The sequence below is a fragment of the Burkholderia sp. GbtcB21 genome (genome assembly GCF_019091065.1).
GTDB classification, from domain to species: domain Bacteria; phylum Pseudomonadota; class Gammaproteobacteria; order Burkholderiales; family Burkholderiaceae; genus Burkholderia; species Burkholderia pyrrocinia_C.
Genome location: NZ_JAGXKA010000016.1, coordinates 133703 through 154478, shown reverse-complemented (window position 1 = coordinate 154478; position 20776 = coordinate 133703). Strand labels below are relative to the sequence as shown.

Genomic DNA, 20776 nt, shown 5'->3' with positions numbered 1-20776 from the left:
GCATCGCCCAGGGCGCCTTCGGGCGCCCTTTTTCATGCGCGCCCGAGGCGCGCCGCGCTCATTCGGCGTCGGGTTGCGCGCCGGGCTCGGCGGCCTTGAACGCGTCGAGCGTCGATGCATGGTCGACGATCCGTTGAATCGTCGGATAACGCGTCGTGTCGATCGAGAAGCGGTTCGCGTTGAACACCTGCGGCACGAGGCACAGGTCGGCGAGCGTCGGCGTGTCGCCGAAGCACAGCTTGCCGGTGCGCGGATCGTTCGCGAGGCGCGTCTCGAGCGTTTCGAAGCCCGCCTCGATCCAGTGCCGGTACCACGCGTTCTTCGCCTCTTCGGGTACCTGCAGCGTGTGCTTCAGGTACTTCAGCACGCGCAGGTTGTCGAGCGGATGGATTTCGCACGCGATCTGCAGCGCGACCGCGCGCACGTACGCGCGGTCGACCGGCTGCTTCGGCAGCAGCGCGGGCTCGGGATGGGTTTCTTCGAGATATTCGATGATCGCGAGCGACTGCTGCAGCGTCGCGTCGCCGTCGATCAGCGTCGGCACGACCGCATCCGGATTCAGTGCACGGTACTCGTCCTTCAGTTGCTCGCCGCCGTTGCGCAGCATGTGCACGGGGACATAGTCGAACGGCAGCTGCTTCAGGTTCAGGGCGATCCGCACGCGGTACGACGCAGAACTGCGGAAATAGCTGTAGAGCTTCATGGGATGTCTCTCGTAGTCGTATTCGGCCGGCAACGGCACAGGCGCGGCGCAGCCGGCGCGCCCGCCGCCGGTACCCGGAGTGTAGCGCGACGCGATGCGCGGCCGCGCTTGCGCCGGCCGCACCCGTGCGATACTCGGGGCATTCCTTACGCTCACCGCGCGGCCCGATGCCGGCCGCCCGCCCCACGTCCCGATGACCGCTTCCCACGATCCCGCCGCCGTTCCATTCCGTTGCGCCCGCTTCATCAAGGAGATCGGCCGCGGCCCGCACGGCGCGCGCGCACTGTCCGCCGAGGACACGTTCGAGCTCTATCGCGCGATGCTCGACGCGCGTGTGTCGGACGTCGAACTCGGCGCGATCCTGATCGCCTATCGGCTGAAGGGCGAAACGTCCGACGAGCTGGCCGCGATGCTTGCCGCCGCGCAGGCGTCGTTCGAGCCCGTGCACGTGCAGGACGCCGCGTTCCGCCCCGTGTCGATCCCGAGCTACAACGGCGCGCGCAAGCAGCCGAACCTCGTGCCGCTGCTCGCGCTGCTGCTCGCGCGCGAAGGCGTGCCGGTGCTCGTGCACGGCGTCGAGCGCGACTCGGGCCGCGTGACGAGCGCGGAGATCTTCTCGGCGCTGTCGCTCGCGCCGTCGACGTCGCACGATGCGATCGAGGACATGCTCGCCGAGCGCCGCGTCGCGTTCGCGCCGATCGAAGCGCTGGCGCCGCGCATCGCGCACCTGCTGTCGATGCGCAGCGTGCTCGGCGTGCGCAACTCGACGCACACGCTCGTGAAGATCCTGCAGCCGTTCGCGCCGGCCGGCCTGCGGCTCGTCAACTACACGCATCCGCCGTACCGCGACAGCCTCGCGCAATTGTTCCGCGACCATCCGGACGCCGCGCTCGGCGGCGCGCTGCTCGCGCGCGGCACCGAGGGCGAGGCCGTCGCCGATACGCGGCGCCAGGTGCAGGTCGACTGGCTGCACGACGGTGTATGCGACACGCTGATCGAGGCCGAACGTTCGTCGACCGATACGCCGCCCGTCGCGCTGCCCGAATCGCGCGATGCGGCGACGACGGCCGCGTGGACGGACGCCGTGTTGCGCGGCGAGGTGCCGGTGCCCGACACGGTCGCGCGGCAAGTCGCGACGATCGTGCAGATCGCCCGCATCGCGCGCTGACGGCGCGGCAACGACCCGCCCCGCGCCCCGACCATTTGACACGCGCCCGCATCCTGGCATAGAGTTGCCGACATGCGTTCCTTTCCGAACACCCTCCGAATTACCTCCGGCTGCCTAGCGCGGCCGCTATCGCTACGACTAGCCTAAGGCTGTCGTAGCGCCGTGTGCTGTCCGCACGGCCCCTCCCAGCAGTTCCTCGCCGTACCCCTCTCGCAGTTTTTACAACCCGAAGTCGTCAGCATTCGTCCGTCTATCCGTCGGTCGATTCGCGAAGATCATTCGCATCCGCAGCGCATTTCGCGCGCTGCGGTGCGAGGCAGCGCCAACCGTCGCCCCTGCCGCCCGTCTTCGCTCGCGACTTGAGACCCGAGGTCCAGAAGATGAAGCGCAATCCGCAAGACAAGTACCGTCCGTTCGAGCCCGTCCGCATCAATGGCCGCCGCTGGCCGACCCGCACCATCGAGCGCGCGCCCGTCTGGATGAGCACCGACCTGCGCGACGGCAACCAGTCGCTGATCGAGCCGATGAGCATCGAGCAGAAGCTCGAGTTCTTCGAGATGCTGGTCGCGATCGGTTTCAAGGAGATCGAAGTCGGTTTTCCGTCGGCGTCGCAAACCGACTTCGATTTCGTCCGCAAGCTGATCGACGACCAGCGGATTCCCGACGACGTGACGATCGAAGTGCTCGTGCAGTCGCGCGAAGACCTGATCGCCCGCACGTTCGACGCGCTCGAAGGCGTGCCGCGCGCGATCGTGCACCTGTACAACGCGGTCTGCCCGTCGTTCCGCCGCATCGTGTTCGGGATGTCGAAGAACGACGTGAAGGCGCTCGCGGTCGACGGCACGCGCATCATCAAGGAGCACGCCGCCGCGCGCCCCGACACGCACTGGACCTTCCAGTACTCGCCGGAAACCTTCAGCATGACCGAGCTGACGTTCGCGCGCGAGATCTGCGATGCGGTCGCGCAAACCTGGCGGCCGACCCGCGACCACAAGATGATCGTCAACCTGCCGGCCACCGTCGAGGCCGCGAGCCCGAACGTGTTCGCCGACCAGATCGAATGGATGGACCGCAACCTCGCGTATCGCGACAGCATCGTGCTGTCCGTGCATCCGCACAACGATCGCGGCACCGCGGTCGCGGCGGCCGAGCTCGCGCTGCTCGCGGGCGCCGACCGCATCGAGGGCTGCCTGTTCGGCAACGGCGAGCGCACCGGCAACGTCGATCTCGTCACGCTCGCACTGAACCTCTACACGCAGGGCGTCGACCCGGGCCTCGACTTCTCCGACATCGACGCGGTGCGCCGCGTCGTCGAACGCTGCAACCAGATTCCCGTGCATCCGCGCCATCCGTACGCGGGCGACCTCGTGTTCACCGCGTTCTCGGGCTCGCACCAGGACGCGATCCGCAAGGGCTTCGCGCAGCAGCGCCCCGACGCGGTCTGGGAGGTGCCGTACCTGCCGATCGACCCGGCCGACCTCGGCCGCAGCTACGACGCGGTGATCCGCGTGAACAGCCAGTCCGGCAAGGGCGGCGCGACGTTCCTGCTCGAACGCGGGATGGGCTTCACGCCGACGCGCCGCGTGCAGATCGAATTCAGCCATGCGGTGCAGACGCTCGCCGACGCGTCCGGCGAGGAAGTGACGGGCGACGCGATCTGCGCGCTGTTCGCCCGCGAATTCTTCGAGACCGACGGCCCGGCCGCGCGGCATGGCAGCGGTGCGCGCTGGCAGAACCGCGAGATCGCGGCAGCGCCGGCAGCGGCCGACGCGACGCCCGAAGACGCCGTGCGACATTTGGCCGCGGCATTCGCGGCGGCAGCCGGCACCGCGATCGACATCGCGTCGTGCGAACACGCGCGCACGACGGACGGCCGGATCGCGGTATCGGTCGGCTGCCGGGTCGGCGATGTGCCGCTGCGGCACGGCGTCGGCCTGCACGCGGATGCGGCAAGCGCCGCGCTCGACGCAATCGTCAGCGCAATCAACCGTTCGGCATGGCATTGCACGGACCGCCGCGCGGCGGCCTGACGCTCAGGGTTCGACAGTCAGCGAGCAGGGCGTGACCGCCCGTGCGCCGCGCGATCCGCGCCGCACGGGCCAGCAAAAAGCGGCCCATAAGGCCGCTTCGGTGGGGACATGAAAAGGAGCGCCACGCGCGCTCATGTCTCGGTCGCGCACCGCGTCGCCTGCCATGCGAGCAGGCACCAGCGGCCCTGCTCCTCGGTATGGACTGACGTATAGGCAATCGGGAACACCAGGCCGCCGTTGTTCGTTTCCATCTCGATCAACGCGCGCCCGGTGACGACGCAGGTTTCGCCACCGACGGGCAGCACGTCCTGCGACTGGATTTCGATCTGACGATAGCGGCGGCGGCCGGCGACGATGGCGTCGATGAACTGCTGCTTGGTTTCACGCTTGCCGTTGGTGTGCACGAAGAACACCTTGTCCGACAGCAGCGCGTCGAGCGCCTCGCCGTCCCCGTCCACCATCGCCCGGAACCGATCGCGCTCGAGCGCGCGGATCGCATCGACCACCTTCGCCATCGCCTGACTCCTCGGCAACGCGCACGCCGTGCGCGGGCATGCGGATCAGAAGTTGTACTGCACGTAGAACTGGTGGAAATTTATACCAGGATTCGGCTCTTTGATACCCGCGTTAGACACATGTTGAAAACGGTAACCGACCTGATACTGTTGCCGTTCTCCGAACTGTGCGCCGACGCCGACGACATCCACGAACTGGAACGACGTCGCAAGCGAAAGATTGTTGGAGATCGTCGGGGAAGTCAGGAACCGGATGCCGGCGCCGGCCTCGACGAACGGACGCACCTGGCCCGCGCTCTTGACGAAGCGGAACATCGGCTGCGCGCCGAATTCGCCGATGCTGCCGTGGACGTTGCCGCCCGTGTGCCAGTAGCCGACGTGGCCTTCCATTACGAAAGCGAAGTGCCAGCCGCCGATTTCCCACCAGTTCCAGCCCGGATCCCACACCACGCCGAGATCGGCCTTGTCGATCCCGTGACGATCCGAAAACCCGCCGCCCGCCTGGATACCCCATCGATCCGCGAACGCCGCACCCGATCCGCCCAGAAGTGACGCCGCCAGCATCGCATGCAGCGCAAGCCGGCTGCGGGGCCGGCGATTCTTCTTATTGTTCATCTGACACTCCAACTTTGTGGGTTGAATGGAGCCTGCCGCGACGGCCTGGCTCGAGCGAACTGAATGGTATGGTAAAGGACTTTTCGGATCGGCATCACGAAGCGAAATGGCTTCCTTCCAAAACGACAAAAATCGAAATCGTCTACTGATTCCCATCAGAAACAATGGTTTACGGAACTTCGATCCGCCGCCTTGGTCGCAGATTAGACTATCGACTCGACTATCTCGATAGAAAAATCGGGAACTCAGATGCCCACGCCCGCTCTAAGGAATTAGCACTCGGTTTCCGGGAGTGCTAAGATTGGCCCCGGAATCTCATCCGAGACCCAGGGTTTGTCCCTGATTCCAAAGGAGTTTTTAGTGAGCAACGCCCTGACCCTTCCGAATACCCTGAGCCCGACGCCGGCCAAGGCCGAATCGGCAGGCTCGCTGGCGCTCGCAGCTCAATCGATGTTGCCGGGCCAGCTTGGCAACATCGACGCGTATATCCAGGCCGTCAATCGCATTCCTCTGCTGACGGCCGAAGAGGAACGCCAGTACGCAACCGAATTCCGCGAAAACAACAACCTCGACTCGGCGCGCCGCCTCGTGCTGTCGCACCTGCGTCTCGTCGTGTCGATCGCGCGTAACTATCTCGGCTACGGCCTGCCGCACGGCGACCTGATCCAGGAAGGCAACATCGGCCTGATGAAGGCCGTGAAGCGCTTCGATCCGGCCCAGAACGTGCGCCTCGTGTCGTACGCGATCCACTGGATCAAGGCCGAGATCCACGAGTACATCCTGCGCAACTGGCGCATGGTGAAGGTCGCGACGACGAAGGCGCAGCGCAAGCTGTTCTTCAACCTGCGCAGCCACAAGAAGAGCATGCAGGCGATGACGCCCGAGGAAATCGACGGCCTCGCGCAGGAGCTCAACGTCAAGCGCGAAGAAGTGGCCGAGATGGAAACGCGCCTGTCGGGCGGCGACATCGCGCTCGAAGGGCAGGTGGAAGACGGCGAGGAGTCGTACGCGCCGATCGCCTATCTGGCCGACTCGCACAACGAGCCGACCGCCGTGCTCGCCGCGCGTCAGCGCGACACGCTGCAGACGGACGGCATCGCGCAGGCGCTCGACGCGCTCGACGCGCGCAGCCGCCGCATCATCGAGGCGCGCTGGCTGCACGTCGACGACGACGGCTCGGGCGGCTCGACGCTGCACGATCTCGCCGCCGAGTTCGGCGTGTCCGCGGAACGCATCCGCCAGATCGAAGCGAGCGCAATGAAAAAGATGCGCACCGCCCTCGCCGAATACGCATAAATCCGGCGACTCAGAGCGCTGCATCGAAAACCGCTGCCTGACCGGCAGCGGTTTTTTTTCGTCTGCTTTTTCCCGCTGCTTTTTCCGCTGCTTTTCCGCTTTTCCCGCTGCGTTTCATCCGCTTTACCGCCCGTTTCTTCGCCGATTAATTGACCCGATTCATCAGGTAATAGGCCGTTTTCGGCTCCCTTCCGCATAAGCTTGATCTGCCTCAAGTTTCAGCCCGTAGTTAGCGACGGTCTGCCGCAGCGCAGCACTCGGCATCGGAAAGCCGTCATCTTAAAATTGGCATGTCAGGCGCAAAAGGATTAAAACAGCTTCACGGCCGTCATAAATCCGACGTAAAGTCGCCCCCAATCCGTCCTAAATCGATTCAGGATAATCACCTTGATCTCGATCAATAAAGAGCCTGCGCCGCCTCCCCAGCGGCCGGCCGGCACGATCGGCTGGCGCGCGCGCATCGCCGCGTGGGCTCGCGGACCGACCCTCGCCCGCGACATCACCCTGGTGCTGATCGTCAAGCTGATCCTCCTGATGTCGCTCAAATACGCATTCTTCAATCATCCGCAGGCCGAGCACATGTCGCTTCCGCCTGCCGCCGTCGCCGAGAAGCTGCTCTCGGTACCGGCACCTGCACCCACCGAGGGAGACCACCATGATAAGTAGTGAAGTCGTCGATCTATCACGCCTGCAGTTCGGCATCACGGCGCTCTACCACTTCCTGTTCGTGCCGCTGACGCTCGGCCTGTCCTGGCTGCTCGTCATCATGGAAGCCGTCTACGTGATGACCGGCAAACAGGTCTACAAGGACATGACCCAGTTCTGGGGCAAGCTGTTCGGCATCAACTTCGCGATGGGCGTGACGACCGGCATCACGCTCGAATTCCAGTTCGGCACGAACTGGTCGTACTACTCGCACTATGTCGGCGACATCTTCGGCGTGCCGCTCGCGGTCGAAGGCCTGATGGCGTTCTTCCTCGAATCGACGTTCGTCGGCCTGTTCTTCTTCGGCTGGAACCGCCTGTCGAAGGTCAAGCACCTGATGGTCACGTTCCTCGTCGCGCTGGGCTCGAACCTGTCCGCACTGTGGATCCTCGTCGCGAACGGCTGGATGAACAACCCGGTCGGCGCCGAGTTCAACTACCAGACGATGCGCATGGAGATGACGAACCTGTTCGACGTGCTGTTCAACCCGGTCGCGCAGGTGAAGTTCGTGCACACGGTGTCGGCCGGCTACGTGTCGGCCGCGATGTTCGTGCTCGGCGTGTCGTCGTGGTACCTGCTGAAGAAGCGCGACATCGACTTCGCGCTGCGCTCGTTCGCGGTCGCGGCCGGCTTCGGCCTCGCGGCGACGCTCTGCGTGATCGTGCTCGGCGACGAATCGGGCTATACGACCGGCGAAGTGCAGAAGATGAAGCTTGCCGCGATCGAATCCGAATGGGAAACGCAGCCGGCGCCCGCATCGTTCACGCTGATCGGCATTCCGAACCAGGAAGAACAGCGTACCGACTACGCGATCAAGATCCCGTATGCGCTCGGCCTGATCGCGACGCGCTCGATCGACGAACCGGTGATCGGCCTGCGCGATCTCGCGAAGCACAGCGAGGAGCACATCCAGAGCGGGATGATCGCGTACGGCGCGCTGCAGAAGATCAAGCAGGGCGACACGAGCGCCGCGACGCGCGAACTGTTCGACCAGCACAAGCAGTATCTCGGCTACGGTCTGATGCTCAAGCAGTTCACGCCGAACGTGACCGACGCGACGCCCGAGCAGATCAAGGCCGCCGCGAAGAAGACGATCCCGCCGGTCGCGCCCGTGTTCTTCTCGTTCCGGATCATGGTGTTCCTCGGCTTCCTGTTCGTCGCGACGTTCGTTGCCGCGTTCTGGTTCTGCGCGCGCCGCGAACTGCTGCAGGACAACCGCCGCTGGTTCCTGCGCTATGCGTTGTGGGCGATCCCGCTGCCGTGGATCGCGATCGAATTCGGCTGGATCGTCGCCGAGCTCGGCCGCCAGCCGTGGACGATCGCGGGCGTGCTGCCGACGCACCTGTCCGCGTCGAGCCTGACGCCGACCGACCTGTACCTGAGTCTCGCGGGCTTCATCCTGTTCTACACCGCGCTGTTCGTCATCGAGATCAAGCTGATGTTCAAGTACGCGCGCCTCGGCCCGTCGTCGCTGCATACCGGCCGCTATCACCACGAACTCGCGGCCGCCAGCGAGCGCGCCCCGGCCTGAGCACGCACCCGAAACGGAACAAGGAATCGCTATGGACTATGCAACTCTCAAGCTGATCTGGTGGCTGCTCGTCGGCGTGCTGCTGATCGGCTTCGCCGTCACCGACGGCTTCGACATGGGCGCGACCGCGCTGCTGCCGTTCCTCGGCAAGACCGACGAGGAGCGCCGCATCATCGTCAACACGGTCGGCGCGACGTGGGAAGGCAACCAGGTGTGGCTGATCACGGCCGGCGGCGCGATGTTCGCGGCCTGGCCGCTCGTCTATGCCGCGTCGTTCTCCGGCTTTTACTTCGCGATGCTGCTCGTGCTGTTCGCGCTGTTCTTCCGGCCGGTGGGCTTCGACTACCGCAGCAAGCGGCCGGACCCGCGCTGGCGCGCGGGCTGGGACTGGGGCCTGTTCGCCGGCGGCTTCGTGCCGGCGCTCGTGTTCGGCGTCGCGTTCGGCAACCTGCTGCAGGGCGTGCCGTTCAAGTTCGACAGCGACCTGCGCGTGACCTATTACGGCAGCTTCTGGGCGCTGCTGAACCCGTTCGCGCTGCTGTGCGGGCTCGTCAGCCTCACGATGCTCGTCGCGCACGGCGCCGCGTTCATCAAGATGAAGACCGACGGCGTGATCGCGCGCCGCGCATCGATCGCGCTGCGTGTGGCGTCGTTCCTCGCGGTCGTGCTGTTCGTGCTGGCCGGCGTGCTGATCGCGTCGTATATCGGCGGCTTCCACATCACGAACGCCGCGCCGACCGACACGGTCGCGAACCCGCTGCTCAAGGACGTCGCCGCCGGCTCGGGCCTGTGGCTCGCGAACTACAGCGAGTTTCCGTGGATGATCGCGGCGCCGGTCGTCGGGATCGCGGGCGGCCTGCTGGCGCTGCTGCTCGCCGGCTCGAAGCAGGAGAAGACGGCGTTCTTCTGCACGGGCCTGATGATCGTCGGCGTGATCCTGACCGCGGGCTTCTCGATGTTCCCGTTCATCATGCCGTCGTCGCTCGACCCGCGCAGCAGCCTGACCGTGTGGGATTCGACGTCGAGCCACAAGACGCTGCAGGTGATGCTGTTCGCGGTGATCGTGTTCCTGCCGATCGTCCTGGTCTACACGGGCTGGGTGTATCGCGTGATGCGCGGCAAGGTCACGCACCAGACGCTCGAAGAGAACAATCACTCGATGTATTGAACCTGGCCGGGGCGCACAGGCGCCCCCGTCCACCGTTTCGCAAGGAGTCGGATCATGTGGTATTTCAGCTGGATTCTCGGTATCGGCGTCGCGCTGTCGTTCGGCATCGTCAACGCGATGTGGCTCGAAGCGCGGCAGAAGACGCAGGAAGCGCCCGCGCGCGTGCGCCGCGACTGACGCGTGACGCGCCGCGGCGGATCGCGCCGCCGCCGTCCGGAACGAACCTCGCTTCGCGCGAGGTTTTTTTTTCGTCCCGGCCGTCCGGACAGGCGCCGCACGCCGATGCCAATTTAGCTCCAGATTGATACCACTTGAATACCAATAAAAGGTTTCATAAGATCGTTGGACACGGCCGCTGACAGGCCGAATCCTTCTGGGTGGGGGAGACATGCGAATCCCGTTTATGGCGCGCGCCTGCGCGCCGTGTTGCCGGGCGGCGGCTGATTGCCGTGCGGCGGCACCTGTTGTCGCCATCGTGCGCGGCCGGACGAACGCAGCCGACTGCGGCCGCTTCGCCATTGCGGCCGTTGCCGCGCGCCGCCGATGAACGCGCGTACGCCGCCCCGCCGGTCCGACCGGCACGCCTGCCCGCCTCCCGTTCCGTAACGCACGCCCCCGCGTGCCGAAAGCGTGCGGTGCGGCCGCATCGCCCCGCGCGCTGGTATCTCCCGCAGCTCCACTGAAAGACCCGATCGCAGCGACGTCGCTCCACGACGCCGCCACGCCCCCTTTTTTATCAGGAGTTCGAATGAAGCGTACCTTGCCATCCCTCTTTGCCGGCGTGCTGATCGCGGCGCTGTCGCCGGCCGCGATCTCCGCCCAGCCGGCATCGACCGCGTCCGGCGCGACCGCGGGCACCGCGCAAACGGCCAGTCTCGCGACGCTGCTGTCGAACGGCCTCGCCTTGCGCGTCGCCGTCGACAACAACCACGCGGCCGCGGCCGGCGTGCCGTGTGCCGATCTCGGCGCCGACGGCGCGGCCTGCGCGACGGGCCGCCTGATCCTGCAGAACCGCGGCCACCAGGCGATCGCCGACGGCGGCTGGAAGCTCTATCTGCACAGCATCCGCCGCCTGCTGCGGATCGACCGTCCGGGCTTCGCGCTGCGGCGGCTCACGGGCGACCTGTACGAGCTGACGCCGCAGCCGGGCTCGGTGCGACTTGCGCCGGGCGAGCGCATCGAGCTGCCGTTCGTCGCCGAATACTGGCTGCTGCGCTACAGCGACGTGATTCCGCGCCCGTACGTCGTCGTCGACGGCGCGCCGCCCGCCGTGCTGCGCTACAACGACACCGACAACGAGCTGCGCTACGTCGAATCGCTGCCGGCCGACGCGCAGAACAACTCGACCGGCAATGCGCCGCCGGTAGCCGCACGGCCCGACGCGAGCCGTGCGCTGCCGAGCGTGAAGCGCGAGCAGCCGCTGCCCGGCACGCTCGACCTGCGCGGCGTCGAGTTCGCGTTGCCGAACCTGCCGGACGCGCAGGTCGCGGCGCTGCGCGAGCGGGCGACGACGCTCGGCCTCGACGGCGCACGCGTGCCCGTGTGGGGTGCCGTCGCGCCGCGCCGGCTGCCGGCCGACATCGCGACGCCGGGCGGCTACCGGCTCGCGATCGGACCGCGCGGCGTGTTCATCGAAGCCTACGATCGCGCGGGCCTCTACTACGGCGTGCAGACGCTCTTCTCGCTCGCGCCGGCCGGCGGCGGCCCGATCCCGGCGATGCTCGTCGAGGATGCGCCGCGCTTCACGCATCGCGGCATGCACGTCGACCTCGCGCGCAACTTCAAGCACCCGGCGACACTGCGCCGCCTGATCGACCAGATGAGTGCGTACAAGCTCAACCGCCTGCACCTGCATCTGTCCGACGACGAAGGCTGGCGCATCGAGATCCCCGGCCTGCCCGAGCTGACCGAGATCGGCTCGCGCCGCTGCCACGACCCGAGCGAGACGCGCTGCCTGCTGCCGCAACTCGGCTCCGGCCCGGACAACCGCTCGGGCGGCGGCTACCTGACGCGCGACGACTACGTGGCGCTGGTGCGCTACGCGGCCGCGCGTTTCGTCGAGATCATTCCCGAGATCGACATGCCCGCGCATGCGCGTGCGGCCGTCGTGACGATGGAGGCGCGCTACCGCCGGCTGCATGCGGCCGGCCGCGAGCAGGAAGCGAACGCGTACCGGCTGCTCGATCCGCAGGACACGTCGAACCTGCTGACGGTGCAGTTCTACGACCGGCGCAGCGACCTGAACCCGTGCGTGCCGGGCGCGCTCAATTTCGCGTCGAAGGTGATCCGCGAGATCGCGGCGATGCATGCGGACGCGCAGGCGCCGCTGCACATCTGGCACTACGGCGGCGACGAAGCGAAGAACATCCTGCTCGGCGCGGGCTTCCAGCCGCTGAACGGCACCGACCCGAACAAGGGCCGCATCGATCTCGCCGCGCAGGACAAGCCGTGGGCGCGTTCGCCCGCGTGCACGGCGCTGCTCCAGCGCGGCGAGATCAAGTCGATCGACGAGCTGCCGACGCGTTTCGCGCAACAGGTGAGCGCGGCGGTCAACGCGAACGGGATCGACACGATGGCCGCGTGGCAGGACGGCATCAAGCATGCGAACGGGCCGCAGGACTTCGGCACGCGCCACGTGATGGTGTCGCTGTGGGACACGATCTTCTGGGGCGCATCGGACAGCGCGCGCGACCTGAGCGGCAAGGGCTACCTGACGGTGCTGGCGCTGCCCGACTACCTGTACTTCGACTTCCCGTACACGCTCAACCCGCGCGAGCGCGGCTACTACTGGGGCTCGCACGCGACGGACGAGTACAAGGTGTTCTCGCTCGCGCCGGAGAACCTGCCGCAGAACGCCGAAGTGATGGGCGACCGTGGCGGCAACGCATTCGAGGCAACGGGCACGGGCCCCGCGCCGCGCATCGAAGGCATGCAAGGGCAGGCATGGGGCGAGGTGATGCGCAACGACACCTTCCTCGAATACATGGCCTATCCGCGGCTGCTCGCGCTCGCCGAGCGCGCGTGGCACCGGGCCGACTGGGAGCTGCCGTACGCGGCCGGCGTGCGCTACAAGCGCGGCGATACGCATCACGTCGACACGGCCGCGCTGCAGCGCGACTGGGCCGGTTTCGCGACGCTGCTCACGCAACGCGAATTGCCGAAGCTCGACCGCGCGGGCATCGGCTACCGGAAGCCGACCTTCACGCTGACGAACCCGTGAACGGCTGGATGACTGCACGATCGAGCAGTTGAGCAATGCGCGATGCGGACGAACGCATCGCGCAATCGCCCCACCAAACAAAAACGGCTTGCGACGCATCGCAAGCCGTTTTCGTTTCTGCCGACCGGCCCGAACCCGCAGCGCGGGTCCTGCCGGCCTTATTGCGTCATGCCGGTTGCGCTGCCGCCCCGCCTGCCGCCGGCGGCAGGCGTGCGCCGAGCTGTTCGGCATAGCGTGCCGCCGCGTTGCCGCAGACGATGTGGAACGTGTCGAGCGACACCCACGCGACGTCGAGCGCGCCGAGACGATCGCGATCGACCGCCGACGGATCGCGCACGACGACGCGCAGGCGCGTGGTCGCGACCGCGTCGAGCGACGCGACGTTGGTCGCCCCGCCGAACACCGCGAGCCAGCGGGCCGGCTCCGGATCGAGCGGGCCGGCGGCCGCGCCGGTGACCGGCTGCGCCGCGGCGGCCGTCGCCGTCGACGCCGCGCCGGTCGCACCGCTGCCGATCGCGGTACGCATCTCGTCGGCAATGAGGTCGGCCTCGGGCCCGATGATCACCTGCACGCTGTTGCCGCCGCGCTTGAGCACGCCGCGCGCGCCGATCGACTTCAGTTCCGGCTCCGATACCTTCTCCGGATCGACGACGGTCAGGCGCAGGCGCGTCGTGCATGCGTCGACGACCGTCAGGTTGCCCGCGCCGCCGAGCGCGGCGATGTAGCGCTGCGCGCGCGGTGCAACCGCAGCCGATGCGGCGCCCGCAGCCGGCGCGACGAATCCACCCGATGCGTACGATTCCGCCGCCGCGTCGGCCGATGCCGGCTCACGGCCCGGCGTCGCCATGTTGAACTTGCGGATGAAGAAGCGGAACAGCCCGTAGTACGCGGCGCCGTATGCGATGCCGAGCGGAATCGCGATCCAGCCCTTCGTCGACAGCCCGTAGTTCAGCACGTAGTCGATCGCACCGGCCGAGAACGTGAAGCCGAGCTTCACGCCGAGGATCTGGCAGATCGCGAGCGACAGCCCCGTCAGCACCGCGTGGATCACGTACAGCACCGGCGCGAGGAACATGAAGCTGAACTCGATCGGCTCGGTCACGCCGGTCAGGAACGACGTCAGCGCCATCGAGAACAGCAGGCCGCCGACCATCGCGCGGCGCTCCTTCGGCGCTTCGTGCAGCATGGCCAGACACGCTGCCGGCAGGCCGAACATCATGATCGGGAAGAAGCCGGCCATGAAGGTGCCCGCGGTCGGGTCGCCCGCGAAGAAGCGGTGCAGGTCGCCGTGCACGATCTCGCCGCCGGCGGGCGGCGTGAAGTTGCCGAACACGAACCACGCGAGCGAGTTGATGATGTGGTGCAGGCCCGTGACGAGCAGCAGGCGGTTCAGGAAGCCGAACACGAACGCACCGATCGCGCCCGCCGTCGTCAGCCACTGGCCGGCCGCGTCGATCGCATGCTGGACCGGCTGCCACACGTAGCCGAACACGATGCCGAGTATCACGCAGACCAGCCCCGTGATGATCGGCACGAACCGTTTGCCGCCGAAGAACGCGAGGTAGTCCGGCAGCTTGATGTCCTTGAAGCGGTTGTACAGCAAGCCCGCAACGACACCCGCGATGATCCCGGACAGCACGCCCATGTTCAGCTTGGGATCGATGTCCTTCATGATCGCGGTTTCGATCAGGTAGCCGATCGCGCCCGCGAGCGCAGCAACACCGTTGTTGTCTTTCGCGAAGCCGACCGCCACGCCGATCGCGAACAGCAGCGGCAGGTTGTCGAAGATCGCGCCGCCGGCGTCGGCGATCATCTTGATGTTGAACACGTCCGGCTGGCCGAGCCGCAGCAGGATGCCGGCAACCGGCAATACCGCGATCGGCAGCATCAGCGCCCGGCCCAGGCCCTGTATTTTCAGAAACGGATTCCCGTTCATTCAGTCCTCCAATCCTTGTCTCGTCGTTAAGCGTCGTTGACCTAATTGCTCTCGTAGTGAAACGGGTCGCGAGCCTGCCTTCGACGTTCAGTCGAGCGGCCAGACCTCGCGGCTTGCTGCCCTTACCGCCTGTGCCGAATCGAGCGCGAGCAGATCCTGCGCGCGCTGACGGCACAACTGGTAATCGAGACGGCGCACACGCGCCTTGATGCCCGGCACCACTACCGGGTCGACCGACAGCTCGGTCACGCCGAGGCCGACCAGAATCGGCACCGCGAGCGGATCGCCGCCGAGCGCGCCGCACACGCCGACCCACTTGCCGTGCTTCGCAGCGCCGCGCACCGCGATGTCGATCAGGCGCAGCACGGCCGGATGCAGGCCGTCGGATTGCGCGGCCAGGTCGGCCTGGCAGCGATCCATCGCAAGCGTGTACTGCGTCAGGTCGTTGGTGCCGATCGACAGGAAATCCGCGTGTTGCGCGAGCTGGTCGGCCAGCAGCGCGGCCGACGGCACCTCGATCATCACGCCGACCTCGATCGGCTCGGTGCGGCCCTGCGCGCGCGCGAACTCGTCGATGCGCTTTCTGAGCCGCACGATCTCGCCCGCGTCGGTGACCATCGGCAGCAGGATGCGCACCGCGCCGAACGGCTTCACCGCGAGCAGGCCCTGCAACTGGTCGTCGAGCAGATCGGGGCGCACCTGCGCAAGGCGGATGCCGCGCAGGCCGAGCGCCGGGTTCGGTTCGGGCGGCAGCGTCAGGTAGTCGACTTCCTTGTCGGCGCCGACGTCGAGCGTGCGGATGATCGCCGTGCGGCCCTGCAGCGCGTCGACGATCGACTGGTAGCTCTGCTGGTGTTCGACGACCGTCGGCGCGGCCTGGCGATGGATGAACATCAGCTCGGTGCGCAGCAGGCCGACCGCGTCCGCGCCGTTGTCGACCGCGGTGTTCGCGTCGTCGAGCGTCGCGATGTTCGCGGCCACCTCGATCGCGCGGCCGTCGGCCGTCGCGGCGGCAACGCCTGCCAGCTGCCGGTTCGCCTCGCGCACGCCTTCCAGGCGCTGGCGCTCGTGCCGCGCGCGTTCGACGTCGAGCGCGGTCGGCGCGTGTTCGAGACGGCCCGCGCTCGCATCGACGACGACCTGCGTGCCGTCCGGAATCGCATACAGCGCATCGCCGACCGCGACCAGCGCCGGGATGCCGAGCTGCCGCGCGATGATCGCCGCGTGCGACGTCGCACCGCCGCGCGCCATCACGAGCGCGGTCACGCGCTGGCGATCGAGCGACGACAGGTCCGACGGCGTGAATTCCTCGGCCGCGAGCACGGCCTCGTCGGGCAGCGCACGCGCCGCGCCGTTCGTGTGGCCGAGCGCGCGCAGCACGCGCTTCTCGATGTCGCGCAGGTCGGCCGCGCGTTCGGCGAGCAGCGCGTCGTCGAGCTTCGACAGCGTGTCGATCTGCGTGCGGATCGTCGCGCGCCATGCGAAACCCGCGCTCTTGCCGAGGCTGATCAGGTCGCGTGCCGCGTCGATCAGCGTCGGGTCCTCGAGCAGCACGCGATGCACCGCGAAGATGCCCGCTTCGCCGACCGCGCCGCGCGCCGATGCGCTGCGCACCGTTTCGTCGAGTTCGCCGTCGACAGCCTTCAGCGCCTGGTCGAGCTGGCGGCTTTCCGTGGCCGGCGTGCCGGCGGCCTGTTCGGGCGGCACGATTTCCGCATCGTCGAGACGCACCAGCGTGCCGACCGCGATGCCGGGGGCCGCGCATACGCCCACGAGCGTGTTCGGGTCGATCGGCGCGCCGACGTTGCGCGCGGCCGTCTGCGGCGCGGGCGACCTCAGTCGCGCCGGCTTTTCCTCGACTTCGCCGTGCGCTTCGCGCAGCAGTTCGTGCTCGACCGCATCGACGGCCTGCTGCGCGTGCGCGCCGCGGCCGACCAGTTCGACCGTCGCGCCTTCGCCGGCGCCGAGGCCGAGCAGGCCGACGACGCTCGCGATCGACGCCTTGCGGCCGTCGAACAGCACGTCGACGGTCGCGTCGAGCCCGCGCACGGCCTCACGCGCACGCGCGGCCGGCCGCGCGTGCAGGCCGCCCGGCTGCGCCAGCACGATTTCGCGGCGCACTTCGTTGTGTGCCGCCGCGCCGGCCTGCGCCGCCTGCGCAGCCGCTTCGCCCTTGCCGCGCAGCGCGAGCAGCGGCGTCTCGCCGGCCGTCGCGAAACCGCTCGCGCGGTCGACGACCTCGAACGCGTCGGAGTTCGCGATCGCGATCACCGACACGAGCGAATGCGCGCTGCGCGCGACCGCGTCCTGGTCGAACTCGATCAGCAGATCGCCCGCTTCGACGCGTGCGCCGGCCTCGACGTGCGCGGTAAAGCCCTGCCCGTTCAGCTCGACGGTGTCGATGCCGATGTGCAACAGCACTTCCGCGCCTTGCGGCGTCGTGATCGTCACCGCGTGGCCCGTGCGCGCGAGATGCGACACGATGCCCGCGCACGGCGCGACGAGCTTGCCCGCGAGCGGGTCGATGCCGATGCCGTCGCCGAACATCCCGCCGGAGAACACCGGATCGGGCACGTCGGCCAGCGGAACGATCGGCCCCGTCAACGGGGCAAGCAGGACGATCTGATCGTGGGTGGGGCTCTTCAACTGGGACTCCTCGGCGCGTCTCATCGGCTGTCTCGGCTATCAGTGCGTTTCGGTGACTTTGTTCAGGTGGCGCGGCGTGTCGGGATTGCGGCCGCGCGCGACGGCGAGATCCGCCGCCATCACGTAGAACGAAAGAATGGCGGCGATCGGGTCGAGCGCCGGATGGGCGGACTGCGCGAGCGGCAGCACCGTGCCCGACAGGCCGGGCGTGCCGGCGGGCGCCGCGAGCAGCACGGCGGCGCCGCGCGCGCGCATGTCTTCCGCGAGTTGCAGCAGGCCGGCCTGTTCGGGCCCCGGCGGCGCGAACACGAGCAGCGGATAGTCGCGATCGATCAGTTCCATCGGGCCGTGACGAACTTCGGCGCTCGAGAACGCCTCGGCCTGGATGCCGGACGTTTCCTTCAGCTTCAGCGCGGCTTCCTGCGCGATCGCGAGACCGAGGCCGCGGCCGATGACGATCATCCGCTCGATGCCCGCGAGCGCGGCAACGGCCTGCGACCAGTCGAGCCGGCCGGCCTGCGCGAGCACGTCGGGCAAGCCGCGCAGCGCGGTCATCAGCGCGGCGTCGCGCTGCCAGTAAGCGACGATCTGCGCGGACAGCGACAGCATCGCGATATAGCTCTTCGTCGCGGCAACCGACAGTTCGGGGCCGGCGAGCAGCGGCAACTGGTGCTCGCACGCATCGGCGAGCGGCGACGGCAGCACGTTCACGGCGGCGACGGTGCGCGCGCCGGCTTCGCGCAGCGCGGCCATGGTGTTGACGAGGTCGGGGCTCTTGCCCGACTGGGAGAAGGCGATCGCGAGTTGATCCTGCACCTTCAGCGGCGCCTGCTGCAGCGTCGCGACCGACATCGGCAGCGACGCGACCGGCACGCCGAGGCGGCTCATCGTCAGGCTCGCGAAATAGCTCGCGGCGTGATCCGAGCTGCCGCGCGCGACCGTCAGCGCGACGGCCGGCGGGTGATCGAGCAATTGGCCGGCGAGCGCTTCGACGCGCGTGGTGTCGGCGATTTGCGCGGCGACGACCTGGGCGGACTCGCGCGCTTCCTTAAGCATATTCGACAATCGATTCTCCTTCGACATAGGTCGCGGTGAGGTTCAGGTCGCGATCGAACACCGCGAGGTCGGCCCATGCGCCGCGCTCGAGGCGGCCGCGATCGGCGACGCCGAGGTAGTCGGCCGCATAGCGCGACATCCGGTTCGACACGTCGGCGATCGGCAGGCCGAGCGACACGAGGTTGCGCAGCGCCTGGTCCATCGTCAGCGTGCTGCCGGCGAGCGTGCCGTCGGCGAGCCGCACGCCGCCGAGGCACTTCGTCACGTGCTGGCTGCCGAGCCGGTATTCGCCGTCGGGCATGCCGGTTGCGGACGTGCTGTCGGTCACGACGTACAGGCGCGGAATCGCGCGCAACGCAGCACGAATCGCGCCCGGGTGCACGTGCAGCAGGTCGGGAATGATTTCCGCGTATTCGGCATGCGCAAGCGCCGCACCCACCAGGCCCGGGTTGCGGTGATGCAGCGGCGACATCGCGTTGAACAGGTGCGTGAAGCCGCATGCGCCGTGCTTGAGCGCGGCGACGGCATCGTCGTAGGTCGCGAGCGAGTGGCCGAGCTGCACGCGCACGCCGCGCGCGGCCATCTCGCCGATGATCTCGATGTGGCCGGCGATTTCCGGCGCGAGCGTGACGACGCGGATCGGTGCGATCGACAGGTACTTCAGCACTTCGTCGAGCACGGCCGACACGGCCGCGTCGGGCTGCGCGCCGAGCTTGCCGGGGTTGATGTACGGCCCTTCGAGGTGCACGCCGAGCACGCGCGCACCGCCCGGCGTGCGGGTGCGCGCGACGCTGCCGAGATTGCCGACGACCTTCATCAGTTCGTCGCGCGGCGCGGTCATCGTCGTCGCGAGCAGGCTCGTCGTGCCGAATTGCGCGTGCGTGCGGGCGATCGTCTCGATCGCGTCGCCGCCTTCCATCACGTCGGCGCCGCCGCCGCCGTGCACGTGCAGGTCGATGAAGCCGGGCAGGATGTACGGCGCGTCGTTCTGTGCGGGATCGGCGGGCGTACCGTCGAGCGTGGTGATGCGGCCGTTCTCGCTATCGAGCGAACCGTGAATCCAGCCGTCGGGGGTGAGGATGTTTCCAGTCAGCATGACGTTCTCTTGATGATCTGGTGACGCGGGCATCCGCGTCGTGATTTGCAAATCCGTGTCGTTGCTTCGCGCATGTCGCGTTGCTTGGCGCGCGGGCAGTCTCGCGCGTCAGCGTTTCAGTTCGGCGACGAAGTCGTAATAGTCGTCGCGGCAATACGATTCGGTCACTTCGATCGCGCGCTGGTCGGCGCCGTAGCCGATGCGCGTGATCACGAGCAGTGCCGCACCCGGCTTCACCGCCATCCACTTCGCGATCTCGCGCGTCGCGTTCACCGCGCGAAAGTGCTGCAGTGCGCGCACGACGACCATGCCGCGCGCTTCGAGGTATTCGTACAGCGACGCGCCGAGCGCCTGCGGATCGGGCACCACCGCGGCCGGCAGCGTCGAATGCTCGACGGCCATCACGATGCCGTCCGCGCGGCGCAGCCGTTCGAGCCGCGCAACCGTCGCGCCCGGCGCGAGGCCGAGATGCACGATCTCGTCGCGGCTCGCGGTACGCAACTTGCGCGACAGCCATACCGAATCGGGCATGAAGCCGCGCTGCTGCATCTTCGCGGTGAAGCCGACGAGACGCGACAGCGGATCGGCGACGCGCGGCGTGATGAAGCTGCCCGCACCGCGCGCCCGCGTGATCAGCCCCTGCTCGACCAGCAGCGCGAGTGCGCGGCGGGCCGTGATCCGCGATACGCCGACCGACACCGACAGCAGCCGCTCCGACGGCAGCGCCTCGCCGGCCCGCCACGCGCCGCCGTGAATCGCGCTCGCCAGGTTGCGGGCGAGCTGCAGGTAGAGCGGCGTGTCGCTGAGGGGATCGGGCGCCAGTTCGGACCAGCCGGTTTCCATGTGCCTCCGGGTGTCGGACGACGACCTCGGGCCGTCGAAAGTGAACGCATTATATAACCACCATAATACCAGTCAACGAACTGGTATTAGCTGCGTGAAAATCGCCGAAAGCCTTGCTGCGCAAGCGTTTTAGTGCCGTGAAATCCTTTGTTTACAACGATGTGCGGGATAGGGATTTACCCGAAGTGGTATGCAAGGGGACAGTTCCAGTGCCCGGTTCAGCCAGGTTTCGGGTGCGAATATGAGAC

General features: G+C 67.7%; 16 protein-coding genes. 8 read left to right on the top strand and 8 right to left on the bottom strand.

What is annotated here, in order from left to right:
* Window positions 1-58: 58 nt before the first annotated feature.
* On the bottom strand, window positions 59-703 hold the full coding sequence (gene maiA, locus KVT39_RS29595) for a maleylacetoacetate isomerase (protein ID WP_034179437.1): 645 nt from the start codon (window positions 701-703) through the stop codon (window positions 59-61).
* A 193-nt stretch (window positions 704-896) separates the two neighbouring features.
* Here maiA and ybiB point away from each other — a divergent pair, with 193 nt between their 5' ends.
* Together ybiB and leuA are read left to right on the top strand one after the other, a co-directional pair.
* Complete coding sequence (gene ybiB, locus KVT39_RS29590) at window positions 897-1871, top strand: DNA-binding protein YbiB (protein WP_217590804.1); 975 nt, start codon at window positions 897-899, stop codon at window positions 1869-1871.
* A gap of 380 nt (window positions 1872-2251) precedes the next feature.
* Entirely contained in the window at window positions 2252-3901 is a 1650-nt protein-coding gene (gene leuA / locus KVT39_RS29585; RefSeq protein WP_175750336.1) for a 2-isopropylmalate synthase, read from the top strand.
* Between the two features lie 131 nt (window positions 3902-4032).
* Here leuA and KVT39_RS29580 read toward each other — a convergent pair whose 3' ends face one another.
* The gene (locus tag KVT39_RS29580) at window positions 4033-4416 is read right to left on the bottom strand and encodes a nuclear transport factor 2 family protein (RefSeq protein WP_034179077.1); all 384 of its coding nucleotides are present in this window, start codon (window positions 4414-4416) and stop codon (window positions 4033-4035) included.
* Window positions 4417-4461: 45 nt separating this feature from the next.
* Window positions 4462-5031, bottom strand: a complete 570-nt coding sequence (locus KVT39_RS29575) for an acyloxyacyl hydrolase (RefSeq protein ID WP_131947505.1) — start codon at window positions 5029-5031, stop codon at window positions 4462-4464.
* A gap of 360 nt (window positions 5032-5391) precedes the next feature.
* Between KVT39_RS29575 and rpoH the strand changes: the two genes are divergently transcribed.
* From rpoH to KVT39_RS29545, 6 genes are all read left to right on the top strand, one after another.
* Window positions 5392-6327 (top strand): RNA polymerase sigma factor RpoH, encoded by a 936-nt coding sequence (rpoH, locus tag KVT39_RS29570; protein ID WP_034179079.1) that lies wholly within the window; start codon window positions 5392-5394, stop codon window positions 6325-6327.
* A gap of 381 nt (window positions 6328-6708) precedes the next feature.
* Entirely contained in the window at window positions 6709-6993 is a 285-nt protein-coding gene (cydP, locus tag KVT39_RS29565) for a cytochrome oxidase putative small subunit CydP (protein WP_175750344.1), read from the top strand.
* Window positions 6983-8563 (top strand): cytochrome ubiquinol oxidase subunit I, encoded by a 1581-nt coding sequence (locus KVT39_RS29560; protein WP_034179081.1) that lies wholly within the window; start codon window positions 6983-6985, stop codon window positions 8561-8563. Before cydP ends, KVT39_RS29560 begins: the two co-directional genes overlap by 11 nt.
* A gap of 31 nt (window positions 8564-8594) precedes the next feature.
* Entirely contained in the window at window positions 8595-9731 is a 1137-nt protein-coding gene (gene cydB, locus KVT39_RS29555; RefSeq protein ID WP_034179082.1) for a cytochrome d ubiquinol oxidase subunit II, read from the top strand.
* 54 nt (window positions 9732-9785) lie between these two features.
* On the top strand, window positions 9786-9908 hold the full coding sequence (gene cydX, locus KVT39_RS29550; protein WP_034179083.1) for a cytochrome bd-I oxidase subunit CydX: 123 nt from the start codon (window positions 9786-9788) through the stop codon (window positions 9906-9908).
* A gap of 571 nt (window positions 9909-10479) precedes the next feature.
* On the top strand, window positions 10480-12951 hold the full coding sequence (locus KVT39_RS29545) for a family 20 glycosylhydrolase (RefSeq protein ID WP_217590803.1): 2472 nt from the start codon (window positions 10480-10482) through the stop codon (window positions 12949-12951).
* Window positions 12952-13117: 166 nt separating this feature from the next.
* Here the strand turns inward: KVT39_RS29545 and nagE are convergent, their stop codons facing one another.
* The 5 genes from nagE to KVT39_RS29520 form a co-directional block, all read right to left on the bottom strand.
* On the bottom strand, window positions 13118-14887 hold the full coding sequence (gene nagE, locus KVT39_RS29540; protein WP_217590802.1) for an N-acetylglucosamine-specific PTS transporter subunit IIBC: 1770 nt from the start codon (window positions 14885-14887) through the stop codon (window positions 13118-13120).
* 87 nt (window positions 14888-14974) lie between these two features.
* Window positions 14975-17557 carry a phosphoenolpyruvate--protein phosphotransferase gene (ptsP, locus tag KVT39_RS29535; protein WP_217590801.1) on the bottom strand — a complete coding sequence of 861 codons (2583 nt, stop codon included), beginning with the start codon at window positions 17555-17557 and terminating at the stop codon, window positions 14975-14977.
* A 15-nt stretch (window positions 17558-17572) separates the two neighbouring features.
* A complete protein-coding gene (locus KVT39_RS29530) occupies window positions 17573-18589 on the bottom strand; it encodes an SIS domain-containing protein (RefSeq protein WP_217590815.1) in 1017 nt (338 codons plus the stop codon).
* On the bottom strand, window positions 18582-19685 hold the full coding sequence (nagA, locus tag KVT39_RS29525; protein WP_034179088.1) for an N-acetylglucosamine-6-phosphate deacetylase: 1104 nt from the start codon (window positions 19683-19685) through the stop codon (window positions 18582-18584). Before nagA ends, KVT39_RS29530 begins: the two co-directional genes overlap by 8 nt.
* Before the next feature lie 108 nt (window positions 19686-19793).
* Window positions 19794-20528 (bottom strand): GntR family transcriptional regulator, encoded by a 735-nt coding sequence (locus KVT39_RS29520; protein WP_034179089.1) that lies wholly within the window; start codon window positions 20526-20528, stop codon window positions 19794-19796.
* Window positions 20529-20776: the final 248 nt, after the last annotated feature.

What these genes read in the sequence shown, in the direction of transcription:
- maiA (WP_034179437.1), bottom strand. Translation starts at nt 703, where the DNA reads ATGAAGCTCTACAGCTATTTCCGCAGTTCTGCGTCGTACCGCGTGCGG.
- KVT39_RS29545 (WP_217590803.1), top strand. Translation starts at nt 10,480, where the DNA reads ATGAAGCGTACCTTGCCATCCCTCTTTGCCGGCGTGCTGATCGCGGCG.
- ybiB (WP_217590804.1), top strand. Translation starts at nt 897, where the DNA reads ATGACCGCTTCCCACGATCCCGCCGCCGTTCCATTCCGTTGCGCCCGC.
- KVT39_RS29530 (WP_217590815.1), bottom strand. Translation starts at nt 18,589, where the DNA reads ATGCTTAAGGAAGCGCGCGAGTCCGCCCAGGTCGTCGCCGCGCAAATC.
- leuA (WP_175750336.1), top strand. Translation starts at nt 2,252, where the DNA reads ATGAAGCGCAATCCGCAAGACAAGTACCGTCCGTTCGAGCCCGTCCGC.
- nagA (WP_034179088.1), bottom strand. Translation starts at nt 19,685, where the DNA reads ATGCTGACTGGAAACATCCTCACCCCCGACGGCTGGATTCACGGTTCG.
- nagE (WP_217590802.1), bottom strand. Translation starts at nt 14,887, where the DNA reads ATGAACGGGAATCCGTTTCTGAAAATACAGGGCCTGGGCCGGGCGCTG.
- ptsP (WP_217590801.1), bottom strand. Translation starts at nt 17,557, where the DNA reads ATGAGACGCGCCGAGGAGTCCCAGTTGAAGAGCCCCACCCACGATCAG.
- cydX (WP_034179083.1), top strand. Translation starts at nt 9,786, where the DNA reads ATGTGGTATTTCAGCTGGATTCTCGGTATCGGCGTCGCGCTGTCGTTC.
- KVT39_RS29520 (WP_034179089.1), bottom strand. Translation starts at nt 20,528, where the DNA reads ATGGAAACCGGCTGGTCCGAACTGGCGCCCGATCCCCTCAGCGACACG.
- cydB (WP_034179082.1), top strand. Translation starts at nt 8,595, where the DNA reads ATGGACTATGCAACTCTCAAGCTGATCTGGTGGCTGCTCGTCGGCGTG.
- KVT39_RS29575 (WP_131947505.1), bottom strand. Translation starts at nt 5,031, where the DNA reads ATGAACAATAAGAAGAATCGCCGGCCCCGCAGCCGGCTTGCGCTGCAT.
- KVT39_RS29580 (WP_034179077.1), bottom strand. Translation starts at nt 4,416, where the DNA reads ATGGCGAAGGTGGTCGATGCGATCCGCGCGCTCGAGCGCGATCGGTTC.
- KVT39_RS29560 (WP_034179081.1), top strand. Translation starts at nt 6,983, where the DNA reads ATGATAAGTAGTGAAGTCGTCGATCTATCACGCCTGCAGTTCGGCATC.